At 44.4% G+C, this 24,564-nt stretch carries 27 protein-coding genes; 26 read left to right on the top strand and 1 reads right to left on the bottom strand.

The genetic code is table 11. The features are described from left to right. From V7Z64_RS03915 to V7Z64_RS03815, 21 genes are all read left to right on the top strand, one after another. Nucleotides 1-986 (top strand): replication-associated recombination protein A (locus tag V7Z64_RS03915; protein ID WP_297992361.1); only part of this gene is annotated, 986 nt, incomplete at its 5' end. A gap of 73 nt (nt 987-1,059) precedes the next feature. Next, complete coding sequence (gene cymR, locus V7Z64_RS03910) at nt 1,060-1,476, top strand: cysteine metabolism transcriptional regulator CymR (protein ID WP_297992364.1); 417 nt, start codon at nt 1,060-1,062, stop codon at nt 1,474-1,476. 15 nt (nt 1,477-1,491) lie between these two features. Next, nucleotides 1,492-2,637, top strand: coding sequence for a cysteine desulfurase family protein (locus V7Z64_RS03905; RefSeq protein ID WP_297992367.1), 1,146 nt, complete (start codon nt 1,492-1,494; stop codon nt 2,635-2,637). 14 nt (nt 2,638-2,651) lie between these two features. Continuing rightward, on the top strand, nt 2,652-3,749 hold the full coding sequence (gene mnmA, locus V7Z64_RS03900) for a tRNA 2-thiouridine(34) synthase MnmA (RefSeq protein WP_297992368.1): 1,098 nt from the start codon (nt 2,652-2,654) through the stop codon (nt 3,747-3,749). A 62-nt stretch (nt 3,750-3,811) separates the two neighbouring features. Then, nucleotides 3,812-4,468, top strand: a complete 657-nt coding sequence (locus tag V7Z64_RS03895; RefSeq protein WP_297992370.1) for a tetratricopeptide repeat protein — start codon at nt 3,812-3,814, stop codon at nt 4,466-4,468. Nucleotides 4,469-4,486: 18 nt separating this feature from the next. After that, nucleotides 4,487-6,835 (top strand): SF1B family DNA helicase RecD2, encoded by a 2,349-nt coding sequence (gene recD2, locus V7Z64_RS03890; RefSeq protein WP_297992374.1) that lies wholly within the window; start codon nt 4,487-4,489, stop codon nt 6,833-6,835. A gap of 103 nt (nt 6,836-6,938) precedes the next feature. After that, the gene (locus V7Z64_RS03885; protein WP_003396198.1) at nt 6,939-7,130 is read left to right on the top strand and encodes a hypothetical protein; all 192 of its coding nucleotides are present in this window, start codon (nt 6,939-6,941) and stop codon (nt 7,128-7,130) included. A 10-nt stretch (nt 7,131-7,140) separates the two neighbouring features. Continuing rightward, the gene (locus V7Z64_RS03880) at nt 7,141-7,281 is read left to right on the top strand and encodes a YrzQ family protein (protein WP_006320530.1); all 141 of its coding nucleotides are present in this window, start codon (nt 7,141-7,143) and stop codon (nt 7,279-7,281) included. A gap of 90 nt (nt 7,282-7,371) precedes the next feature. Next, complete coding sequence (locus V7Z64_RS03875) at nt 7,372-8,436, top strand: AI-2E family transporter (RefSeq protein WP_003396188.1); 1,065 nt, start codon at nt 7,372-7,374, stop codon at nt 8,434-8,436. A 308-nt stretch (nt 8,437-8,744) separates the two neighbouring features. After that, on the top strand, nt 8,745-11,378 hold the full coding sequence (gene alaS / locus V7Z64_RS03870) for an alanine--tRNA ligase (protein ID WP_297992382.1): 2,634 nt from the start codon (nt 8,745-8,747) through the stop codon (nt 11,376-11,378). A gap of 83 nt (nt 11,379-11,461) precedes the next feature. Next, on the top strand, nt 11,462-11,728 hold the full coding sequence (locus tag V7Z64_RS03865; protein WP_219986020.1) for an IreB family regulatory phosphoprotein: 267 nt from the start codon (nt 11,462-11,464) through the stop codon (nt 11,726-11,728). 4 nt (nt 11,729-11,732) lie between these two features. After that, a complete protein-coding gene (gene ruvX / locus V7Z64_RS03860) occupies nt 11,733-12,155 on the top strand; it encodes a Holliday junction resolvase RuvX (protein WP_297992386.1) in 423 nt (140 codons plus the stop codon). 5 nt (nt 12,156-12,160) lie between these two features. Further along, complete coding sequence (locus tag V7Z64_RS03855; RefSeq protein WP_297992389.1) at nt 12,161-12,463, top strand: DUF1292 domain-containing protein; 303 nt, start codon at nt 12,161-12,163, stop codon at nt 12,461-12,463. A gap of 87 nt (nt 12,464-12,550) precedes the next feature. Continuing rightward, nucleotides 12,551-13,633: an endolytic transglycosylase MltG gene (gene mltG / locus V7Z64_RS03850; RefSeq protein ID WP_297992391.1), complete on the top strand. Its 1,083-nt coding sequence runs from the start codon at nt 12,551-12,553 to the stop codon at nt 13,631-13,633. Nucleotides 13,634-13,742: 109 nt separating this feature from the next. After that, nucleotides 13,743-14,390, top strand: a complete 648-nt coding sequence (locus tag V7Z64_RS03845) for an O-methyltransferase (RefSeq protein ID WP_297992394.1) — start codon at nt 13,743-13,745, stop codon at nt 14,388-14,390. Nucleotide 14,391: 1 nt separating this feature from the next. Beyond that, the gene (locus V7Z64_RS03840) at nt 14,392-15,321 is read left to right on the top strand and encodes a peptidase U32 family protein (protein WP_297992396.1); all 930 of its coding nucleotides are present in this window, start codon (nt 14,392-14,394) and stop codon (nt 15,319-15,321) included. Between the two features lie 19 nt (nt 15,322-15,340). Beyond that, a complete protein-coding gene (locus V7Z64_RS03835; protein WP_297992397.1) occupies nt 15,341-16,594 on the top strand; it encodes a peptidase U32 family protein in 1,254 nt (417 codons plus the stop codon). Between the two features lies 1 nt (nt 16,595). Then, nucleotides 16,596-17,231, top strand: coding sequence for a uridine kinase (udk, locus tag V7Z64_RS03830; protein ID WP_297992398.1), 636 nt, complete (start codon nt 16,596-16,598; stop codon nt 17,229-17,231). A 93-nt stretch (nt 17,232-17,324) separates the two neighbouring features. Further along, nucleotides 17,325-17,801, top strand: coding sequence for a transcription elongation factor GreA (gene greA / locus V7Z64_RS03825; protein WP_297992399.1), 477 nt, complete (start codon nt 17,325-17,327; stop codon nt 17,799-17,801). A gap of 47 nt (nt 17,802-17,848) precedes the next feature. Then, complete coding sequence (locus tag V7Z64_RS03820) at nt 17,849-19,597, top strand: peptidoglycan D,D-transpeptidase FtsI family protein (protein WP_297992401.1); 1,749 nt, start codon at nt 17,849-17,851, stop codon at nt 19,595-19,597. Then, nucleotides 19,594-20,187, top strand: coding sequence for a YrrS family protein (locus V7Z64_RS03815; RefSeq protein ID WP_297992403.1), 594 nt, complete (start codon nt 19,594-19,596; stop codon nt 20,185-20,187). The genes V7Z64_RS03820 and V7Z64_RS03815 overlap by 4 nt, the downstream gene beginning before the upstream one ends. Nucleotides 20,188-20,191: 4 nt before the next feature. Here V7Z64_RS03815 and V7Z64_RS03810 read toward each other — a convergent pair whose 3' ends face one another. Further along, nucleotides 20,192-20,395, bottom strand: coding sequence for a DUF2536 family protein (locus V7Z64_RS03810; RefSeq protein WP_003396161.1), 204 nt, complete (start codon nt 20,393-20,395; stop codon nt 20,192-20,194). Nucleotides 20,396-20,532: 137 nt separating this feature from the next. On the opposite strand from V7Z64_RS03810, the gene V7Z64_RS03805 reads away from it, so the two are divergent. From V7Z64_RS03805 to V7Z64_RS03785, 5 genes are all read left to right on the top strand, one after another. Next, nucleotides 20,533-21,171, top strand: coding sequence for a class I SAM-dependent methyltransferase (locus V7Z64_RS03805; RefSeq protein ID WP_297989959.1), 639 nt, complete (start codon nt 20,533-20,535; stop codon nt 21,169-21,171). A gap of 18 nt (nt 21,172-21,189) precedes the next feature. After that, nucleotides 21,190-21,888 (top strand): 5'-methylthioadenosine/S-adenosylhomocysteine nucleosidase, encoded by a 699-nt coding sequence (gene mtnN, locus V7Z64_RS03800; RefSeq protein ID WP_297989957.1) that lies wholly within the window; start codon nt 21,190-21,192, stop codon nt 21,886-21,888. A 44-nt stretch (nt 21,889-21,932) separates the two neighbouring features. After that, complete coding sequence (locus tag V7Z64_RS03795) at nt 21,933-22,856, top strand: PLP-dependent cysteine synthase family protein (protein WP_297989955.1); 924 nt, start codon at nt 21,933-21,935, stop codon at nt 22,854-22,856. A gap of 1 nt (nt 22,857) precedes the next feature. Further along, the gene (locus tag V7Z64_RS03790) at nt 22,858-23,991 is read left to right on the top strand and encodes a bifunctional cystathionine gamma-lyase/homocysteine desulfhydrase (protein ID WP_297989953.1); all 1,134 of its coding nucleotides are present in this window, start codon (nt 22,858-22,860) and stop codon (nt 23,989-23,991) included. A gap of 63 nt (nt 23,992-24,054) precedes the next feature. After that, nucleotides 24,055-24,285 carry a YrhC family protein gene (locus V7Z64_RS03785; RefSeq protein WP_297989951.1) on the top strand — a complete coding sequence of 77 codons (231 nt, stop codon included), beginning with the start codon at nt 24,055-24,057 and terminating at the stop codon, nt 24,283-24,285. The last annotated feature ends 279 nt before the right edge of the window (nt 24,286-24,564 follow it).

Below are 24,564 nucleotides of genomic sequence, written 5' to 3'. Positions count from 1 at the left end.
TTATTGACGAAATCCATCGCTTTACAAAGGCGCAACAAGATTATTTATTGCCGCACGTTGAAAACGGGCTCGTTACACTCATTGGTGCGACGACCGAAAATCCGTTTCATTCCATCAATCCAGCTGTTCGTAGTCGCTTAGGGCAAATTAAACAGTTGCATCCTTTAACAAAAGAACAAACGATAGAGCTATTACGTCGAGCTCTTCATGATCCGAAACGAGGACTTGGAAATTGGCATATTGATATAAGTGATGAAGCGCTTGTTATGATTGCAGAAGGGGCAAACGGTGATGCGCGCGCCGCATTAACGATGTTAGAAGAGGCGGTATATGCGACGAAACAAGAGGATCAACGTGCTATCGTCGATATACAAACTGTTTCGTTTTGTGTAGAAAATAAGGCGTTGATGTATGATAAACAAGGAGATACGTATTACTCTTTGTTATCTGCTTTTCAAAAAAGCGTGCGAGGCAGCGATGTAGATGCCGCGCTTCACTATTTAGCTCGGCTTCTTGAAGGTGGGGACGTGACCGCCGTTTGCCGTCGCTTAGCTGTCATTGCCTACGAAGATATCGGATTAGCAAACCCATTCATCGGCGTAAAAGTGATGAGTGCGATTCAAGCGGCTGAACGCCTTGGCATGCCAGAGGCGCGCATTCCTCTTGCTACAGTCACGATTGACATGTGCTTATCCCCAAAATCCAACAGCGCGTATAAGGCGATTGATGCGGCCATTCATGATGTGCGAAACGGAAAAGGACAATCGATTCCGCTACATTTGCAAGATGCTCATTATGACGGCGCTAAACGTCTTGGCCGCGGAATAGGATATAAATATCCGCACGATTATCCGTATAGCTGGGTAGAACAGCAATACTTGCCAGACGACTTAATCGGGATGCAATATTACAAACCAAAGCAAAGCGGCGAAGAAAAACAGCTTGCCCATGTATATGAGCGGTTAAATGAACGGAAGAAGCAGTAACGTTCCTTTGCGACGCATTTTTATGTTATAATGGCTTGTGTTTCTTTTGACAGTGAATGAGGGGATGATCAGTTTGAAAATATCTACGAAAGGCCGATACGGCTTAACAATTATGATTGAGTTGGCCAAGCGGCATGGAGAGGGGCCGATTTCGTTAAAATCGATTGCGCAAATGAACAATTTATCGGAACATTATTTAGAACAGCTCATTTCCCCGTTGCGAAACGCCGGTTTAGTCAAAAGTATTCGCGGAGCATATGGCGGCTATGTGTTAGCGAATGAGCCGTCAAAAATTACAGCAGGCGATGTCATTCGCGTGCTAGAAGGTCCGTTGCAAGTCGTTGAAGAACTAGAAGACGAAGAGCCAGCGAAACGCGAATTGTGGATGCGCATTCGCGATGCGGTAAAAGAAGTGCTAGATAGCACGACGCTCGAAGACTTAGCGAGCCATACGGAAGACGATGGCGGTGCATATATGTTTTATATTTAAGAAAGGAGAATGTATTTGGAGCGCATTTATTTAGATCATGCAGCGACGTCTCCTGTTCATCCGCAAGTGATAGAGGCGATGATTCCTTATATGACGACGTTTTTTGGCAACCCGTCAAGCATTCATTCATTTGGTCGTGATAGTCGACGCGCGCTTGATGAGGCGCGGGAGACGATAGCGAAAACGATTGGAGCAAAGGCGAACGAAATCATTTTTACGAGCGGCGGAACAGAAGCAGACAATTTAGCGATCATCGGCGTGGCGATGGCAAATCGTGAAAAAGGTCGTCATATTATTACAACGTCTGTAGAGCACCATGCCGTATTAAATACGTGCAAATATTTACAAAAACAAGGATTTGATGTGACGTATTTGCCTGTGGATGAACATGGAACGGTTTCCGTCGAGCAAGTGAAACGTGCTTTGCGCGATGATACGATCATTGTATCCATTATGTTCGGAAATAACGAAACAGGCGTGTTGCAGCCGATTAACGAAATCGGTCACTTGCTTCGTGAACATGGAGCATATTTTCATACGGATGCTGTGCAAGCGTACGGGCTCGTTCCGATTGACGTCAATGAGATGAACATTGACTTACTTTCTCTGTCTAGCCATAAAATTAATGGGCCAAAAGGTGTAGGATGTTTATATGCGCGCGAAGGCGTTCGCCTTATCCCACACATATATGGTGGAGAACAAGAACGGAAGCGGCGCGCAGGGACAGAAAACGTACCAGGCATTGTCGGATTGCAAAAAGCAGCTGAAATCGCTCAACAAACGATGGCCGAAAAATGCATGTTGTATGAACAGTTTCAGCATGTGATGTTGAACACATTTGAACGAGAAGGAATTCGTTACGCCATCAATGGTCGTGAAACGTCTCGCTTGCCGCACGTATTAAACGTCGCTTTTTTCGGGACAAATGTGGAAGCGTTGCTTGTTAATTTAGATTTAGCTGGCATTGCGGCATCAAGCGGTTCCGCGTGTACGGCTGGTTCGATTGATCCATCCCATGTGCTCGTGGCGATGTACGGAAGTGAGTCGGATCGCATTCGTTCATCCGTTCGTTTTAGCTTCGGATACGGGAATACGTTAGAACAAATAGAACGTGCCGCACAGGAAATATCAAAAATTGTAAAAAGACTAACGAAAGCGTGAAAGGAGGGGGAAAAATGGCAAGAGTAGTTGTTGGAATGTCAGGAGGAGTCGATTCGTCTGTTGCTGCCCTTTTATTGAAACAACAAGGGTACGATGTTATTGGTATTTTTATGAAAAACTGGGACGATACAGATGAAAACGGTGTATGTACTGCGACGGAAGATTATGAAGATGTTGTACGTGTTTGTCATCAAATTGGCATTCCGTACTATGCGGTCAATTTTGAAAAACAATATTGGGAGAAAGTGTTTACGTACTTTTTAGATGAATATAAAGCGGGTCGTACGCCAAATCCAGATGTGATGTGCAACAAAGAAATTAAATTTAAAGCATTTTTAGAACATGCGATGGCGCTTGGTGCCGATTATTTAGCGACAGGTCATTATGCGCGCGTCGCCTATCGCGATGGGGAGTATGAACTGTTGCGCGGGTTGGATGCCAATAAAGATCAAACATACTTTTTAAACCAGCTCGGACAAGCTCAATTATCGAAAGTGCTTTTTCCAATTGGGGAGCTACAAAAAGCGCAAGTGCGTGAAATCGCGAAAGAAGCAGGGCTTGCGACAGCAGGGAAAAAAGATAGTACAGGCATTTGTTTTATCGGCGAGCGCAATTTTAAACAATTTTTAAGCAATTACTTACCAGCGCAGCCGGGCAGCATGCAAACGCTCGATGGAGAAGTAAAAGGAACGCATGACGGATTGATGTACTATACGATCGGACAACGTCATGGACTTGGTATCGGTGGAAGCGGCGAGCCGTGGTTCGTCGTTGGAAAAAATGTAAAAGAAAATATTTTATACGTAGCACAAGGATTTGATAATGAACTTCTTTATTCGGATGAAATCATTGCGACGGGCGTAAACTGGGTAAGTGATCGAAGGCCGAGCGGACAAGTTTCGTGCACAGCGAAATTTCGTTATCGCCAGCCGGATGTACCCGTTACAGTAGAAATGATCGATGAGACGACAGCACGTGTCTCATTTAGCCAACGTGTTCGCGCAGTAACGCCGGGACAAGCCGTCGTTTTTTATGACGGCGAACGATGTCTCGGTGGCGGTACGATTGATCAAGTGTTCCGCGATGGAAAACGGCTCACATACGTTGGCTAACCTTCAACTCGACAGACGAGTTGAAGGTTTTTTTGTTATAATGTTGATATGAGGTGATATGGATGGATTACAACGCACAAGGTATTCAATATATGCAGCAAGGAAAGTATGAAGAAGCAGTCAAATGCTTTCACGAGGCAATTGAAAAACAACCAAACGACGCTGTCGGCTACATTAATTTTGGAAACGTACTGGCGGCGGTTGGGGAAGAAGACAAAGCGATTCGTTTTTTTCATAAAGCGCTTGAACTTGATGAAAAAGCGGCAACGGCGTATTACGGACTCGGATCGATTTATTACAATCGCCAACAGTTCGAACGGGCGAAAGAGCAGTTTGAACGTGCCATTCAAGCCGGTTTAACGGACGGTGATGTATTTTTTATGCTCGGTATGTCGCTTATGTATTTAGAGCAACCGCGCTTGGCGATGCCGTATTTGCAACGGGCGGTGGAATTAAACGAGCGCGACGTGGAAGCGACGTTTCAACTCGGACTTTGCTTAGCGCAATTGCAGTTTGTCGATGAAGCGATGACATATTTCGAACGAACAATTCAACTAAACGACGAGCATGCCGATGCGTATTATAATTTAGGCGTTGCCTATGCGTACAAAGACGATCCACAAACGGCGCGTACGATGTTTGAAAAGGCGCTTGCGATTCAATCTGATCATTTGTTAGCTGGTCACGGGAAAAAGTTAATGGAACGAGCGCTACAATAAGAAAAGGGGGAGAGGGCGTTGCAACAACAGTTAGACCTAGACGGACGGTCGTTTATTAAAGGCGTCCATATCGGTACCATTTTCCATAACGAAGACAATTTATATTCCGTCATTCGTGTACGCGTCGAAGAAACAAACGAGGCGCATATAGAAAAAGATGTTGTTGTAACAGGCTATTTCCCTTTGCTTATCGAGTATGATACGTACACGTTTTTCGGCTCGTTTAAAGAACATCCGCGCTTTGGAAAACAATATGTCGTTGACCATTTTCGAAAAGAGTTTCCAGAAACGAAAGAAGGCGTCATTCAATATTTATCTGGTGGAATGTTTAAAGGAATCGGTAAAAAAACAGCGGCGGCGATCGTGGAAACGTTAGGGGAGCGTGCTATTTCTAAAATATTAGAAGATCCCGACGTGCTTGACCATGTGCCGAAGTTGACGAAAGCGAAGGCGAAGCAATTATACGAAACGTTGCGCGAACATGAAGGGTTAGAACAAATTATGATTGCGCTGTCACAATTTGGCTTCGGTCCGCAATTATCGATGAAAATTTATCAAGTGTACAAAGATGAAACGCTTCAAGTCATCCGCACTAATCCGTATCAACTTGTTGAAGATGTTGAAGGAATCGGGTTTGGACGCGCTGACGATCTCGGGTTGCAGCTTGGCATTTCTGGCAATCACCCAGAGCGCATCCGCGCCGGCTGTTTATATGTCATGGAACAACATTGTATGCAAGAAGGTCACGTATATATGACGTATGAACAAGTGCTTGATGAAGTGAAACGACTGTTAGAAGCGAAACGCGAAGAACAAATTGACGTTGCATGCATTTCCCGTGAAATGATTCACTTGTCCGAAGAAGGGAAGTTAATTATGGAAGAAGATCGTTTTTATATTCCTTCCCTCTATTTCGCTGAAAAGGGCATTGTGTCAAACGTTAAACGATTGTTGCAACAATCGGATATGGCGACATTTTCTGAAGCGGAATTTTTGCTGGCGCTCGGGGAATGGGAAGAAGAAGCAAACATGCAATATTCCCAAAAGCAAAAGGAAGCGATTCAACGAGCGATTTGTTCTCCGTTATTTATTTTGACAGGTGGACCGGGAACGGGAAAAACGACGGTTATTAAAGGTATCGTACATTTGTTTGCGAAATTGCACGGACTGTCGCTTGATCCAGCGAGCTATGATGCGGACGAGCCGTTTCCGATTTTACTTGCTGCCCCGACCGGACGAGCAGCGAAGCGCATGACGGAATCTACCGGCCTGCCGGCGATGACGATTCATCGTTTACTCGGTTGGAGCGGAGAAGGGTTTCAACGCGATGAAAATGAACCGATTCGCGGCAAGCTGCTTATCGTTGACGAAATGTCGATGGTTGATACGTGGTTAGCTAATCAATTGTTGAAGTGCGTCCCATCGTCTATGCAAGTCATTTTTGTCGGAGATGAAGACCAGCTCCCATCTGTTGGTCCTGGACAAGTGTTGAAAGATTTACTTCGCGCAAACGTCATTCCGACCGTTCGATTAACAGATATTTATCGCCAAGCGGAAGGTTCATCAATTATTTCGCTTGCCCATGCGATGAAAGATGGGCATATTCCAAATGATTTGACTTTGCCGCAAAAGGACCGTTCATTCATTCGATGCACAGGTGGACAAGTTGTAGACGTAGTAAAAAAAGTTGCTGAAAATGCGAAGCAAAAAGGGTATCGCGCCAAAGATGTACAAGTGCTTGCGCCGATGTATCGTGGACATGCAGGAATTGATCGGCTCAATGAGACGTTGCAACAACTGTTTAACCCAAAAGATGAACAAAAGCGAGAACTTGTTTTCGGCGATGTAACATATCGCGTCGGTGATAAAGTGCTACAACTTGTTAATCAGCCGGATGAAAATGTTTTTAATGGGGACATTGGTGAAATTGTTGCGATTTTTTACGCGAATGAAAACGTGGAAAAGCAAGACCTTGTCGTCGTTTCGTTCGATGGAAATGAAGTAACATATCCGAAACAAGAACTGCACCAAATTACACACGCTTATTGTTGTTCGATTCATAAATCGCAAGGAAGCGAATTTCCGATCGTCATTTTGCCGGTTGTAAAAAGTTATTATCGTATGCTTCGGCGCAATTTATTATACACAGCAGTGACGCGCAGTAAACAATACTTAATTTTATGTGGCGAAGAAGAAGCGTTCCAGCTCGGGGTGATGCGAACAGATGATGGAACGAGACAAACGACGTTATATGACAAATTAACAGCAATCATTTCGCCTGAACAGTCGTTGCTTCCGATGGAAGATGCAAACATCGGAATGGAAGGTGTTACCCCGTATGACTTCATGGAAAATGACATAACATAACGATGGACACGAACATGGGCACGCTTCTCTTCTGGATTGAACGTATGTTTTCGTAAAAAAATGCCAATGATAGAAGAAAAAACAAAAAGGAGCGTGCCTTTTTATGTTAAAGTGTCCGAATTGCCAAAGTAAAGATTTAGGGAAAATAGGAGCGAATCAGTATTATTGCTGGAATTGTTTTATTGAGCTAACCGTTCAAAAAGGGATGATTTATACGCATCAAGTAGAAGAAGATGGAACGCTCAGCTCGCTCGACGATTTATTTAGTGAACAAGAACGAACTTTGTCTTCGTAATGAAAGGAGAATGACGATGAATCGAACAATCGCTTCTTTAATTGCGATCGGTGCAGGGGTTGCTGCCTACCAATTAGCACAACGAAACGGCGGCATGAATATGCGCAATGTGAGGAAAGTCGGCAAACAAATGTTGCGCCCATTTATGTAACAACGAACGGCATCCTGCTTATAGGGTGCCGTTTTGTTGTATAACATCTCCCTTTTATTTTCACACTATATAAGTAAGGGAGGGATTGTTTTGGAACATCCGCATATCCACTTTTTCGTTCGCGTAACGAAAATGTTGCTCGTTGTCATTTTGATTTATTTCGTTGTGAAATTAAAGAACGTATGGCTACCATTTCTACATATGTTGATCAAATTAATTACACCGTTTCTCATCGCCGCGTTTATTACGTATTTGCTTCATCCAGTCGTCGAATATATTCATCGGCGTGGCATGCCGAGGGCGTTAGCGATTCTTTTTATTTATGCGTTATTTTTTGGGGGAGTCGGCTTCGCTATTTACAAAGGTACACCGCTATTTATTGCTCAGCTAGAAGACTTGAATAAAAGTTTGCCGATGTTTGTGCGCACGTATGAACAGTGGACAACGACTATTCACGAAGAGACGGCGACATGGCCTTACGATGTGCATAAACGGGTTGAAGCGTTGATAACAGAAGCGGAATCGTTTATTAGCGAAGCGGTAACAGGCACGATTATCGGGTTAAAACAGTGGATTAATCGTCTCATCGTCTTCTTTATTATCCCGTTTATCGCTTTTTACATGTTAAAAGATGTCGAACTTATTAAAAAAACAGCATGGGAGCTAACTCCGAACAAATGGCGTAAAAAAGGTGTTCAATTTTTGCGCGATGTTGATAAAACGCTCGGCGGGTATATTCGGGGGCAATTGTTCGTATGCTTGCTCATTGGGACAGCTGCCACGCTTTCGTTTTGGCTCATCGGCATGAAATATCCACTTTTGCTCGGCATCATTGTCGGTGTGACGAACGTCATCCCATATTTCGGCCCGATCATTGGCGCCATTCCAGCGGCCATCATTGCTGCGACGGTATCGATGAACATGTTGCTTCTTACTGTCGGCATCATCTTTGTTTTGCAGTTTATTGAAGGAAACATTTTATCTCCGCTTATCGTCGGGAAAAGTTTACATTTACATCCACTTATCATCATGTTTTCATTATTTGTCGGTGGAGAAGTTGGAGGGGTTCTCGGTTTAATTGTTGCTGTCCCTATCGTTGCCATTGCGAAGGCGACATTCCCCCACATTCGCTCGTTGAAAACGATGGCACATTGACAAAAAAAAGGGGCTTGTCTATAATTTTCACAAGAGTAATACATAAAAAAAACGATGAAGGATCGAGTATGTTACAGTCCATCTTAACGCGCTTTTGGCGCACAGAGAGGAATTTCCGCGGCTGAAAGAAATTCCAGATGAAGGGTAACAGAACGCTAATCCTGAGTGCAGGCAAACCCTGCCGACGAAGCCACGTTACGGCGGTTGAGGTGATGGACATCTGTCCATAAACAGGGTGGTACCGCGAGCAAGCTCTCGTCCCTGAGCAGGGATGGGAGTTTTTTATATTTTTAAGGGAGGAAGGAAACGTGAAAAAGCTAACATCTGCTCAAGTACGTCAAATGTTTTTAGACTTTTTTAAAGAAAAAGGTCACGCGGTTGAGCCGAGCGCATCGCTCGTCCCGATTGACGATCCATCGCTCTTATGGATCAATAGCGGCGTAGCGACGTTAAAAAAATATTTTGATGGCCGCGTCATTCCAGACAACCCGCGCATTTGCAACGCGCAAAAGTCGATTCGCACAAACGATATTGAAAACGTCGGAAAAACGGCGCGCCACCATACGTTTTTTGAAATGCTCGGAAACTTTTCTATCGGCGACTACTTTAAACGGGAAGCGATTCATTGGGCATGGGAGTTTTTAACGAGTGAAAAATGGATCGGTTTTGATCCAGACCGTCTTTCTGTGACGATTCACCCGGAAGATGAAGAAGCGTTCGATATTTGGCATAACGAAATCGGGTTGCCGGAAGAGCGAATTATTCGGTTAGAAGGAAACTTTTGGGATATTGGGGAAGGGCCGAGCGGGCCGAATACAGAAATTTTTTATGACCGCGGCGAACAATTTGGCAACGACCCGAACGACCCAGAATTATATCCAGGTGGAGAAAATGAACGTTATTTAGAAGTATGGAACCTCGTCTTTTCGCAATTTAACCATAATCCAGATGGCACGTACACTCCGCTGCCGAAGAAAAATATTGATACAGGTATGGGACTCGAGCGGATGTGCTCCATTTTACAAGACGTACCGACGAACTTTGATACGGATTTATTTATGCCGATCATTCGTGCAACAGAACAAATTTCAGGTGAGACGTATCGCACCGATGCAGAAAAAGACGTAGCATTTAAAGTAATTGCTGACCATATTCGTACCGTTACGTTTGCGATTGGCGATGGGGCGCTCCCGTCAAACGAAGGACGCGGGTACGTGTTGCGCCGTTTGTTGCGCCGTGCCGTTCGCTATGCGAAACAACTAAACATTCAACGTCCGTTTATGTACGAACTCGTTCCCGTTGTCGGTGAAATTATGGTTGACTATTACCCTGAAGTGAAAGAAAAGGCTGCGTTTATTCAAAAAGTGATTAAAAACGAAGAAGAGCGATTCCATGAAACGTTAAATGAAGGATTGGCGATTTTAGCGAGCGTCATTGAAAAAGAAAAAGCACGCGGCAGCGATACGATTAGCGGCGAAGACGTATTCCGCTTGTACGATACGTACGGTTTCCCTGTTGAATTAACGGAAGAGTACGCGGCGGAAGAAGGGATGAAAATTGACCATGACGGCTTTGAACGCGAGATGGAACGTCAACGCGAGCGCGCACGTGCAGCTCGTCAAGATGTCGATTCGATGCAAGTACAAGGCGGCGTATTAGGCGATATTAAAGTACAAAGTACGTTTGTCGGCTACGATCAACTTTCTGTTTCGTCTGTTGTTGAAGTGATCGTCAAAGACGGTCAACTTGTAAACGAAGTAAGCGAAGGGCAAGAGGCGCAAATCATGTTGCGTGAAACGCCGTTTTATGCAGAAAGCGGTGGACAAATTGCCGACCGCGGCTGGATTGAAGGGGAAACAGGAAAGGCGTACGTGAAAGACGTACAAAAAGCGCCAAACGGTCAACATTTGCATCATATTGTCGTTGAACATGGCACCATTCAAACGAACGGCACGTATACAGCGCGTGTCGATGAAGCTGCGCGCGTCGATATTGTAAAAAACCATACAGCAACGCATTTGTTGCATCAAGCATTAAAAGATGTGCTTGGCGTGCATGTCAACCAAGCAGGCTCACTCGTTGCGCCTGATCGTTTACGGTTTGACTTTACTCATTTCGGCCAAGTGAAACAAGAAGAACTTGAGCAAATTGAAGCAATCGTTAACGAACAAATTTGGAAAAACATCCCTGTTGTCATTGACTACAAGCCGCTTGATGAAGCGAAAGCGATGGGAGCAATGGCGTTATTTGGAGAAAAATATGGCGACATCGTACGCGTGGTACAAGTGGGTGATTATAGTTTAGAGCTTTGCGGCGGCTGCCACGTCAAAAATACAGCGGAAATCGGTTTATTTAAAATCGTTTCAGAGTCCGGTATTGGCGCTGGTACACGACGCATTGAAGCGGTGACAGGAAAAGCGGCGTATCGTTTAATGAACGATCAAATTGCATTATTAAAAGAAGCAGCGGAAAAACTAAAAACGAACCCGAAAGACGTATTAACGCGCATCGATACGTTAATGAACGATATGCGTGAATTACAGCGAGAAAACGAATCGCTTTCTGCCCGTTTAAGCCATATGGAAGCAGAAAACTTAGTAAACGAGGCGAAAGAAGTAAACGGCATTCGACTTGTCGCAAACAAAGTCAATAACGTAGATATGAACGGCTTGCGTGCGATGGTCGACGATTTAAAACAAAAATTAGGATCGGCAATCATTGTACTTGCTTCTGTACAACAAAATAAAGTAAACTTAATTGCCGGTGTAACAGACGATTTAATCGACCGCGGCTATCACGCAGGAAAGCTCATTAAAGAAGTGGCGACGCGTTGCGGCGGCGGTGGCGGTGGCCGAGCGGATATGGCGCAAGCAGGTGGAAAAGATGCGAATAAAGTAGACGAAGCACTTAAATTTGTCGAACAATGGGTAAAATCTGTTTAATAAACGATGGAAATCGTGTACAATGGATGTAAGGATGGATATACCAGATTTCATGGAACGTGAGAGTGGGGTGCAAAAGAACGGTGGGATCGTTTGATAACACGATGCAATTTAACTTCCCAGAAGAACCGATGGACGTCGACGTTCGGGAAGTGTTGCTTACCGTATACGACGCATTGCAAGAAAAAGGGTATAATCCGATTAACCAAATTGTCGGCTACTTATTGTCTGGTGATCCAGCTTACATCCCGCGTCATAAAGATGCCAGAAACTTAATTCGCAAAGTCGATCGCGACGAATTAATTGAAGAATTAGTGAAATCTTATTTACGAACACATCGTGAGGAATAGCGACATGCGTATTTTAGGGTTAGATGTTGGAACGAAAACGCTCGGCGTTGCCGTAAGCGATGAGTTAGGATGGACAGCCCAAGGCATCGAGACGATCCGCATTGATGAAGAAAGCGGGCAGTATGGTTTTGACCGTTTGCGGCAGCTCATTGAGCAATATGCGGTCGAAGAAATCGTCATCGGGTTTCCGAAAAATATGAACGGTACGATCGGACCGCGTGGTGAGGCGACAAAACGTTTTGCCGAACAAGTGAAACAGACGTTTTCACTCCCTGTCGTCTTATGGGATGAGAGATTATCCACGATGGCGGCAGAACGGATGTTGATCGCTGCGGACGTCAGTCGAAAAAAGCGAAAGCAAGTCATTGACAAAATGGCCGCAGTGATGATTTTACAGTCGTATTTAGACAATAAACAATTGAGGTGAACATGATGGAACACGGTGAAAAACACATTACGGTCGTCGATGAAGACGGCAACGAGCAACTTTGCGAAGTATTGTTTACATTTGAATCTGAAGAGTTTGGAAAATCTTACGTGTTGTACTATCCAATCGGTGCAGAAGAAGATGACAACGACGAAATTGAAATTCATGCTTCTTCTTTCATTCCAGGAGAAGACGGACAAGCAGGAGAACTGCAGCCGATCGAAACAGAAGAAGAATGGGATATGATTGAAGAAATGTTAAACACGTTCCTCGGCGAGGAAGAAGACGAAGAAGAGATGGAAGGATAAGGAGCTGACTGCACGTCAGCTTCTTTTTTTTATTTATGTCATGTCTTCATTTGTAGTATAATGTCAAAAGTGAGGGGAGGATGACGCATGTTACAAGAACATGAAGCGAAAACGGTGCGAAAAATTGTTTTATATATTACTGCACCTCTTTTATTCCTTATGATTGTTGCTTGCATTGGCTTGTTTGTATATATTCGTTCCGCGTTGCAGCCAGTCGATCCAGATGACCAAACACCTATTCAAGTAGACATTCCGATCGGCTCATCCGTATATACGATTGCCAACATATTAGAAAAAAACGGCGTAGTGAAAGATGCAACGATTTTTCGCTACTACGTAAAATTTAAAAACCATGCCGATTTTCAAGCCGGCCGTTATACGTTTACAAAAGCGATGACGTTAGGAGAAATTGCCGAACAACTGAAAACAGGAAAAGTCGTGAAGGAAGCGAAGCTGAAAATAACGATTCCAGAAGGAAAGCAGCTGACGCAAATTGCGACGATTATTTCGCAAAAAACAGGCTATTCCTCGCAAGACGTGATGGCGAAATTAACAAATCGTACGTACATTGAAGAGTTGATGAAAAAATATCCTACCGTTTTAACGGCTGATATGTTGAACAAAGATATTCGTTATGCGCTCGAAGGATATTTATTTCCCGCGACATATTCGTTTACAGAAGAAAAACCAAAGCTTGAAGAAATAATCGAAACGATGATTGCTAAAACGGAAGAAGTGTTAGCGAAATATGCAGAAGATATGGAAGCGCGCGGCATGACTGTTCATCAGCTATTGACGATGGCATCTTTAATTGAAGAAGAGGCGACCGAAAAGGCGGATCGTGAAAAAATCGCCAGCGTCTTTTACAATCGTCTTGAAAAAGGAATGCCGCTTCAAACGGACCCGACCGTTTTATATGCGCTCGGACAGCATAAATCGCGTGTATACTACAAAGACTTAGAAGTAAACTCGCCTTACAATACGTATATGTATAAAGGACTTCCGCCAGGGCCGATTGCAAACGCAGGCGAAATGTCGCTTCATGCGGCGCTTCATCCAGCGGAAACGGATTACTTTTACTTTTTAGCAACGCCAGCGGGCGATGTCATTTTTACAAAAACGCTTGACGAACACAATCGGGAAAAGGCAAAATATATCGGAAAGCAATAAAACGTTCGCATTTTGTTTTGAATTATGATAGTATATATAAAGTTATGGATCGTGATGAAACAAGAGTTCAACTCGTTTGAACTCTTGTTTTTACGAGGAGGACGGTTCGTTGGTAAATCAGGAAATTGTTCAATATATTGAATCATTGCTTCCAGAAAAAGATGAAGCGATCGTGGCTATGGAACGATATGCGCGCGACCACGGAGTTCCGATTATGGATGCGCTGAGCATCGAGACGATGTTGCACATATTAAAACTTATTCAACCGGCGCGCATATTAGAAATCGGCACAGCTATTGGCTACTCTGCTATTCGGATGGCAAAAGCGCTACCGAATGCGAACATTGTCACGATCGAGCGAGATGAAGCGCGCTATAACCAAGCGCTCGCTTACACGGAGCAAACGAATACGAAAGGGCAAATTACGTTGTTATTTGGCGATGCGCTCGCTATGAGCGATGAAGTGAAAACATATGCCCCGTTTGATGTGTTGTTTATTGATGCGGCAAAAGGACAATATCGCCGCTTTTTTGAGTTGTACGAGCCATTTTTAACAGAACGCGGCATCATTATAACGGATAACGTCTTGTTTAAAGGGCTTGTCGCTTTAGACGAACGAGTGGAACAAAAACGTATTCGCCAACTCATTAAAAAAATTCAAGCATATAACGAATGGCTTATGGCGCATCCGCGTTATGAGACGGTCATCATTCCGATCGGTGACGGAATGGCGATATCAAGAAAACGAGGTGAATAAAATGAAAAAACCAGAATTGCTTGTCACACCAACGAGCGTCGCTCATATGGAACAGCTCGCTCAAGCGGGAGCAAACGCCGTCATTATTGGTGAACAGCGGTACGGCTTGCGTTTAGCAGGGGAGTTTTCCCGACAACATATCGTCGATGCGATGCACGTGGCACGAAAGTACGGTGTACGCGTATATGTGGCGATGAACGCTCTTTTTCATAACGATAAAGTGGACGAATTAAGTGATTATGTGCGCTTTTTAGCGGAACAACAAGTCGATGCGATCGTATTTGGTGATCCAGCTGTGTTAATGACGGTACGTGAAGTCGCGCCGCATATGAAGCTTCATTGGAATACGGAAACGACAGCGACAAACTGGTATGCGTGCAACTATTGGGGACGAAAAGGAGCAAAACGCGCCGTTCTCGCGCGCGAGTTAAATATGGAAGAAATCATTGATATAAAAAAGCATGCCGAAGTGGAAATCGAAGTGCAGGTGCACGGTATGACGTGCATGTTCCAATCGAAACGTTCTCTCATCGGCAACTATTTCGAATATCAAGGAAAGTTTATGGAAGTACAACAAATGAAATATACGAAAGGGCTCTTTTTATATGATAAAGAACGCGATAATCGCTATCCAATTTTTGAAGATGAAAACGGCACGCATATTATGAGTCCGAACGATATTTGTATTATTGATGAATTAGAAGAGATGATTGATGCGGGCATCGATAGTTTTAAAATTGACGGCGTGCTTCATGAGCCAGAGTATATTACCGAAGTAACGAAACAATATCGCCGCGCCATTGATTTATGCGTAGAACATCGCGAACAATACGAAGAAGAAAAAGCGAAGTTGTTTGCAGAAATTGAAGCGATTCAACCGCAACATCGCCCGTTAGACACCGGCTTTTTCTTCAAAGAAACGGTATATTAAATGAAAAGGAGGGAGACGTGTGAGCATCTCACAAATCATTAATGGAAAGCGTGTCATTGTGAAAAAGCCCGAGCTGCTCGCTCCAGCCGGCAACTTAGAAAAGCTAAAAGTGGCAGTTCATTACGGAGCGGACGCTGTTTTTATCGGCGGACAAGAATACGGTCTTCGTTCCAATGCCGACAACTTTACGCTTGAAGAAATGGCGGAAGGTGTGCAATTTGCAAGCAAATACGGAGCGAAAATTTATGTGACGACAAACATTTACGCACATAACGAAAACATTCCGGGGCTAGAAGAGTACTTGCGCGGGCTAGAGCGCGTTGGAGTGCACGGCATTATTGTCGCTGATCCGCTCATTATTGAAACCGCGCGCCGCGTCGCACCAAAGTTAGAGGTGCATTTAAGTACGCAACAGTCGCTCACGAACTGGAAAGCGGTGCAATTTTGGAAAGAAGAAGGGCTTGAACGGGTCGTCTTAGCTCGTGAAACAAGCGCGGAAGAAATTCGCGAAATAAAAGAAAAAGTCGACATTGAAATCGAAACGTTTATTCACGGTGCGATGTGTATTGCGTATTCCGGACGTTGCGTATTAAGTAACCATATGACCGCGCGCGACTCGAACCGCGGCGGCTGTTGTCAGTCGTGCCGCTGGGATTACGATTTGTACAAGCTCGAGGGTGACCGCGCCATCGCATTATTTGATGAAAACGATGATCCGTTTGCGATGAGCCCGAAAGACTTAAACTTAATTCAATCGATTCCGAAAATGATTGAGCTTGGCATTGATAGTTTAAAAATCGAAGGACGGATGAAGTCGATTCACTACGTCGCAACGGTTGCGAGCGTGTATCGTAAAGTGATTGATGCATATTGTGCAGATCCTGACAATTTCGTCATTCGCAAAGAGTGGCTAGATGAGCTTGATAAATGCGCGAACCGTGACACAGCGCCAGCCTTTTTTGAAGGTGTTCCGGGTTATAAAGAGCAAATGTTTGGCGTTCATAGTAAAAAGACGACGTACGATTTCGTCGGACTTGTGCTTGATTATGATAAAGAAACAGGCATCGTGACGTTGCAACAACGCAACTTCTTCAAACCGGGCGATGAAGTTGAGTTTTTCGGTCCTGAGATTGAAAACTTTACACAAGTTATTGAAACGATTTGGGATGAGGAAGGAAATGAGCTTGATGCTGCTCGCCATCCGCTTCAAATTGTTCGTTTTAAAGTCGATCGCGAAGTTTTCCCATACAACATGATGAGAAAGGGGCGCTAACATGAGGAAGAAACCGGTTGTCATCGGGGTCGCTGGCGGCTCCGGTTCGGGGAAAACGGCCGTTACGAAGGCTATTTATGAACATTTTCAAGGACATTCTATTTTAATGCTCGAGCAAGATTATTATTACAAAGATCAAAGCCACTTACCGTTTGAAGAACGTTTAAAAACGAACTACGACCATCCGCTCGCTTTTGATAACGATTTACTCATCGAGCATATTAACAAACTTTTAAATTACGAGCCGATTGATAAGCCTGTATACGATTATACGCTTCATACGCGCTCAAACGAAGTTATTCGCGTCGAACCGAAAGATGTCATTATTTTAGAAGGTATTCTTGTATTAGAAGACGAACGATTGCGCAACTTAATGGATATTAAAGTGTACGTCGATACCGATGCTGACATTCGCATCATTCGCCGCTTATTGCGCGACATGAAAGAACGCGGTCGTACGCTTGAGTCGGTCATTGAACAATATGTAAACGTCGTGCGCCCGATGCACAATCAATTTATTGAACCGACGAAGCGATATGCCGATATTATTATTCCAGAAGGCGGACATAACCATGTCGCCATCGATTTAATGGTTACAAAAATTCAAACGATTCTTGAACAAAAGTCTATTTTGTAATACCATAGCATAGATAATATGTAAACTTTTTGTCTTTTGTACGAACAGATCGTTCGTACATTTTCCGTACATAAATAAAAAGGAGTGGTTTACATGTCAATGGAAAAAGAATACCCAATGACGAAAGCAGGGAAGGAGAAGCTCGAACAAGAACTTGAATATTTAAAAACGGTAAAGCGTAAAGAAGTGGTTGAACGCATTCAAATTGCGCGCAGCTTCGGCGACTTATCGGAAAACTCGGAGTACGATGCGGCAAAAGATGAACAAGCATTCGTTGAATCACGCATTCAAATGCTTGAAAATATGATTCGCAATGCGAAAATTATTGAAGAAGATTTAGAAACGACGGACATCGTATCGCTTGGAAGAACGGTAACATTTATTGAGCTTCCAGACGGAGAAGAAGAATCGTATACGATCGTCGGGAGCGCGGAAGCTGATCCGTTTGAAGGGAAAATTTCGAACGACTCTCCGATCGCCAAATCATTGATCGGTCGCCGCGTCGGTGAAGAAGTGACAGTTCATACGCCGGGTGGCGATATGGTTGTAAAAATCATTGCTGTAAAATAGGTTTTAAAAGACAACACCTCGTCGACAATGAAGACGAGGTGTTTTTTATGGTAAAAAAACGAATGATCATCATATTAACGATCGTTGAACTATGTATATTCGCATTAATGGGACGACTCGTTCAACTACAACTCATTAGTACCGAATCATTTCACGGTGTAAATTTAATTGAAGCAAGCGTCACCCAACGTACGCAACAACTTGTCATTGATGATGGACGAGGGTTGTTTGTCGATCGAAACGGTGAGCCGCTGACGTATGCATACGTCCCAACGCTCGTTTTATTTCCGTTTTTAAAAAAAATCGACTGGCCAATCGATGACATCGCAACGATCATTTCGTTACCGAAAGAAGCGATCAAGCGACAGCTAGAAGAAGCGAAAGGACCAATCATTTTACATGACGGTCAACAGCCTGTCCAACTTCAGCCGTGGCAAATGGAACGGATAAATGAGATGCGCATTCCGGGCGTTATTGCTGTGCATAAGCAAATCGAACGGAAAGAAAAATATGCTCAACATTTGATTGGGCTGCTCGGCCAAAACGAAAAGGTGCTAAAAGAACGATACGGAGAGCGAAAGTTATCGCCAAATATGAAAATTGGCGTATCTGGCTTGCAAAGCTCATTTGATGAATTTTTAATTCCAGACGGAGAAGCAAAGCTATTGTATCATGTCGATGCGCGTGGTGAACCGCTGTTTGGCATGGATGTGAAATATACAGAACAAGCAAATCCGTTTTATCCAATTACCGTGCAGACGACCATCGACCGTTCCCTTCAGCAACGTGTCGAACAAATCGTTGCACAACATCATATGGAAAAAGGTGCTGTCGTCTTGCTTGATATTGAAACGAACGATCTCGTTGCGCTCGTTAGCGCCCCGGCGATTGACGAGCGAGATCCGTATGCAAACAATGCCGCTCAAAATCAAGCGCTACTCCCTCACGTGCCAGGCTCCATTTTTAAAGTTGTTGTTGCCGCTGCGGCGCTTGAACATGGGCTTGTCCAAGGACAGCAGTTTAACTGCAATCGAAAAATTAACGGCGAACCGGAAGAAAAAAAGAAAGGAACGCGCACGTTTGAAGATAGTTTTGCAATTAGCTGTAACAACACGTTTGCCGAGTTAGGAAAGCAGCTAATCGCCATAGACGAAAAGATGTTTGATATATATGCACAAAAACTCGGTTTGCTTCCGCGCGTCGGCTGGGAAGGGGATGTGTATCATTTTTCATCATTTCGTCCGCTTCGTGAAGAGAAACAAGGAAAGATTTGGATCGATGAACGGGATAAAAAAATTCCCCTTGCCGTTGCTCAAACGTCCATTGGGCAAAAAGATGTGCGCCTCTCACCGCTTGCGGTGGCGAATATGATGGCGACGATTGCGCGCGGTGGCGAGGCGAAACAAGTGCGTGTGGCCCAAAAAATGATGTATAAAAATGGAACGACGTTTTTCACCTTTGCTGAGCAGCGACTGACAACGGATTCGTTACGGAAAGAGACGGTTGAACAATTACAAGAACTTTTGCGGCTTGTCGTCACGCACCGAGAAGGCACCGGGCGTTCGTTTCAATCATTGCCTTACTCGGTAGCTGGAAAGTCGGGAACGGCACAAACGGGGAAAGAAGGGATCGTGAACAAATGGTTTGCAGGTTATTTTCCGGCTGATCGTCCAAAATACGCGCTCGTTGTGGTACAATTAGAAACAACGTCATCTGCCTCAGCTACAAACGCTATTTTTGCCGATATCGTTCGGGCAACATACGAGTTAGAACAGAAAGGAAGGAACGAAGAGTGAGCAGCCGTTTTGCGAAACGTTCAAAACAAAGAAAAGTAAACCGCATCTTAAATACGTTCATTACGATTGTGTTCGCGCTCATTTTATTTTTCGGCTGGAAATGGCTGTTTGCCAACGACCGTCCGGTGAAGGAGACGAACGCCTCTCCGCAACCGGTTGAAGTCGAAATGAGCGAGCGAGAAACAAACGAACAACAACCATCTGAACAACAAACAGAACAAGAAGAAAACAAGGAACAAGTCGAGGAAACGGTTGTTGATGATCCAAACTCAAACGTGATTCGTGAAATCGTCAATTCGACATGGCAGCCGATCGGTACGACCCAATCTGAGCCACATGTGACACAATACGATAAAAATTCGGTCGATTGGAAAGAGATGCTCGATGCTATTAGTTATGCGACAGGCATTTCTTCGTCCGATCTTATCGTTTGGTTTATCGGAAATGGGGGAAGCCCGAATCATGCGGTTGCTACCGTCTCGAAAAAAGATAAAACGGAACATTATAAAGTATTTATCGAATGGGTAACGAATGAAGGCTGGAAGCCGACGAAAGTGCAACAACTAAAAGAAATAGAGCGTCGTCCGTAACGCTCTATTTTTTTGCTTTAAAATGCACGAGCGCGCTATAAAGGAGCTGTCCGTTTTCTAATCGTTGCATTTGATATGATACGTGATGTACCTCAAGTAAAATCGCTTTATTATGTTCAATTTGTTCATTGATTTTTTTCTCTAACGTCGCTAAATCGGTCGCTTCAAAACATTCTACTTTATCTTGGATTAAATCAAATGTGATCATCGTCTTCCTCCTTTCTATCCGTAGTTTAACACATTTCCATTGAACATCGACAAAAAATGTGATAGATTGAGAACAGCAACACGTTTAATTCATACTATACTTATAGGAATTATTACTTTTAAATGGAGTGTGACATCATGGGACGCGAGTTTTTAGACATCTTTGAAACGTGGGCACAGTCGTACGATTCGTCAGTATACGGGCACGATGAGCAATATCGTGACGTATTTGACGGATATGAGACGATTTTAAATACAGTCGTTGAAAAAAGCGGCAACGTCGTGTTAGAGTTCGGCGTTGGCACAGGAAATTTAACGAAAAAATTGATTGAAGCGAACAAAACGGTATATGGCATTGAGCCGTCTGCACCGATGCGCGAGCTTGCGAAAGAAAAGCTCGCAAATGTGTCGATTGAAGACGGGGACTTTTTACAGTTTCCGTTGCCGAGCAAACCGATTGATACGATTGTAAGCACATATGCGTTTCACCATCTGACCGATGAAGAAAAAGAAGAAGCGATCGGCAAATATAGCGCACTTCTCCGTAAAGGTGGTAAAATAGTGTTTGCTGATACAGCGTTTATTGACCGCGAGGCGTATGAGGCGATGATCGCAGAAGCGAAACAAAAAGGATTCGTCGCTTTAGCGGAAGACTTACAGCGCGAATATTATACGACGATTCCAGCCCTTGACCGCATGTTTACTACACACGGTTTTACGGTCACATTTACGCCGATGAATCGCTTCGTTTGGTTGATGGAGGCTGTCAAACAATAAGTGAAAGAGGTTGAAACGATGAACATAGCGATCATTGGAGCGATGGAAGAAGAAGTAGCCATTTTACGAGAAAAAATAGCGAACCGAACAGAAACAACGGTGGCAAATTGTTCATTTTATAGCGGCACATTAGACGGGGCAAACGTCGTTTTATTAAAATCAGGTATCGGTAAAGTGAATGCGGCGATGTCAACAACGATTTTGTTAGAGAGGTTTGCGCCGGATGTCGTCATTAACACAGGTTCAGCTGGCGGTTTTGCGCCGTCGCTAAACGTTGGCGATATTGTCATTTCAACCGAAGTTGTTCATCATGATGTAGATGTGACCGCATTCGGCTATGCGTACGGACAAGTGCCGGGCATGCCGGCGCGCTATGCGGCAGATGAGCGGTTAGTGCAAGCAGCTGAAACGAGCGCTGCGCACATTCGCGACATTCAAGTAGCGAAAGGGCTCATTGCAACAGGTGACTCTTTTATGCACGATCCAGCGCGCGTTGACTTTGTGCGCACACAATTTGAAGATTTATATGCTGTGGAAATGGAAGCGGCTGCGATTGCGCAAGTATGCTATCAGTTTGGTGTACCGTTCGTCGTCATTCGCGCTTTATCGGACATCGCCGGCAAACAGTCGAACGTGTCGTTTGAGCAATTTTTACAAAAAGCAGCCCTTCATTCCTCTGAGCTTGTTCAATTAATGGTGAACGAGTTAAACAAATAGGAGAGTTTTCCTCTCCTTCTTTTTATCTTTCGGGAGGTTACATCATGAAAGTAGCGAAAAACGTGCATGAATTAATCGGACAGACGCCGATCGTTGAAATTACGCAATTTCCGCTGCCAAAAGGGGTGCGCATATTTGCGAAATTAGAATATTTTAACCCGGGCGGAAGCGTCAAAGATCGTCTAGGCCAAGAATTGTTAAACGATGCGCTCGCGACAGGCAAGTTAAAAGAAGGCGGAACGATTATTGAACCGACGGCAGGAAATACAGGCATTGGACTGGCGCTTGCGGCGATCGGAAAAAACATTCGCGTCATTTTTTGCGTCCCCGAAAAGTTCAGCATCGAAAAACAACAACTGATGCGCGCGCTTGGCGCAACAGTAATCAACACCCCAACGAGCGAAGGGATGGAAGGAGCGATCCGAAAAGCGAAAGAGTTGGCGGCTGAAATTCCAAACTCCTACTGCCCACAGCAGTTCGCTAATCCAGCGAACCCGCGCACGTATTATAAAACGCTCGGGCCAGAAATTTGGGAGCAACTGGACGGACACATTGACGTATTTGTCGCCGGCGCAGGAACAGGCGGTACATTTATGGGAACGGCACAATTTTTAAAGGAGAAAAATGCGCGTGTGAAAACGGTCGTCGTAGAACCAGAAGGCTCGATTTTAAACGGTGGAAAACCGGGTCCGCACCGAACGGAAGGCATCGGTATGGAGTTTTTACCGACGTATATGGATCCGAGCTATTTTGATGCGATTCATACGATACGTGACGATGATGCGTTTCAGCGCGTGAAAGAGCTGGCGCAAAAGGAGGGCTTGCTAGTCGGCAGCTCGTCTGGTGCGGCGTTTCATGCGGCGTTATTAGAGGCGGAACAGGCGAAAGAAGGAACGAACATTGTCGTCGTGTTTCCAGATAGTAGCGAACGGTATTTAAGTAAACATATTTACGAAGGCGGGATGTAACGTGAGAAGAAAGACGAAATTCATTCATGGTGGCATTGCTGGAGATGTGCATACAGGGGCTGTTTCTGTTCCGATTTATCAAGTGAGCACATATAAACAAGAAGCGGTCGGCGTGCATAAAGAATATGAATATTCACGCACAGGCAACCCGACGCGCCATGCGTTAGAGCAGCTCATTAAAGATGTGGAAGAAGGATATGCTGGCTTTGCGTTTAGTTCAGGTATGGCGGCCATTACCGCAGTTATGATGTTGTTCAACAGCGGTGATCATGTCATTTTAACAGATGACGTATACGGTGGCACATACCGCGTCATGACGAAAGTATTAAACCGCCTCGGCATTGAATCAACATTTATCGATACGAGCGACCTAGCAAACATTGAAGCGCACATTCAACAAAACACGAAGGCGATTTATATTGAAACGCCAACGAATCCGCTATTAAAAATTACAGATATACAAGGGGCATCAGCGCTCGCCAAACGTCACGGCTTATTAATGATCGTCGATAATACGTTTAGCACACCGTATTGGCAAACGCCAATTGCCCTCGGTGCTGACATTGTCATTCATAGTGCAACAAAATATTTAGGCGGCCATAGCGATGTCGTCGCTGGCCTTGTCGTCGTCAATAGCGAACAACTAGCAAATGACATTCATTTTATCCAAAACTCGACCGGCGGCATTCTCGGTCCGCAAGATTCATGGTTGCTCATGCGCGGCATAAAGACGCTTGGCATTCGCATGGAAGAGCACGAACAAAATACGCGCAAAATCGTTGAATTTTTAACAAACCATCCAGCTGTTACGCGCGTATATTATCCTGGTCTCCCGTCCCATCCGAACTATGACGTAGCGAAAAAACAAATGCGCGGCTTTGGCGGAATGGTGTCGTTTGACGTTGGGAGCGCCGAAAAAGCGGAACAACTGTTGACGCGCGTCCGCTACTTTACGTTAGCGGAAAGTTTAGGAGCGGTGGAAAGTTTAATTTCCCTCCCAGCGAAAATGACGCACGCTTCCATCCCGAAAGAACGCCGCGATGAACTAGGCATTACCGATGGCCTCATTCGCATTTCCGTCGGATTAGAAGACGTCGACGATTTAATAGAAGATTTAGCACAAGCTTTGGCATAAATTACATCGCCCCCTTTTTCCGTTCCTATGATACATTGAAAAGAGGAAAGGGGGACGATTCGTTTGGACGAGCAAAAACAAAATTGGTTAGGAAAAGCGCGCGACTATAAAGCATACAGTCTCGTTTTATTTGCTGTTAGCGCCTTTTTATATATCGGCACACTCATTCCAGAAGCGATCGACGCAACAAAGCGCCCGCTCGTAATCGGAGGCGTATTTGTACTTATGCTTGCATCGATCATTTTCTCTCACCGCGCCAACATATATTTTCGCAAATTAGAAGACGAACAGTAAATTCCCCCGTTTTCGTACAAAGCAAAAACGTGTAAAATAAAAGAAAATGGGTAAGGGGGGAATAAACGATGATGTGGATGATTACAGGGCTAGTCATTACAGCCGTTATCGGTTTCGTTATTATCGCGGAAGTGAATGCAGAAGCATAAAAAGCAGCCTCCGATTTGGAGACTGCTTTTTGTATCCAATATATTTGTACACAATTTCACAACTGTCGTCGACCTCCAATCGTGCAAAAACTCCGGGGGATCGACGACAGTTTATTTTTTGCGAATTTTT

Origin of the sequence: Anoxybacillus sp. (assembly GCF_036834105.1) — a bacterium.
Classification (GTDB): Bacteria; Bacillota; Bacilli; order Bacillales; family Anoxybacillaceae; genus Anoxybacillus.
Note: the sequence above shows the minus strand (reverse complement) of the source record. Positions and strands in the feature narration are given on the sequence as shown.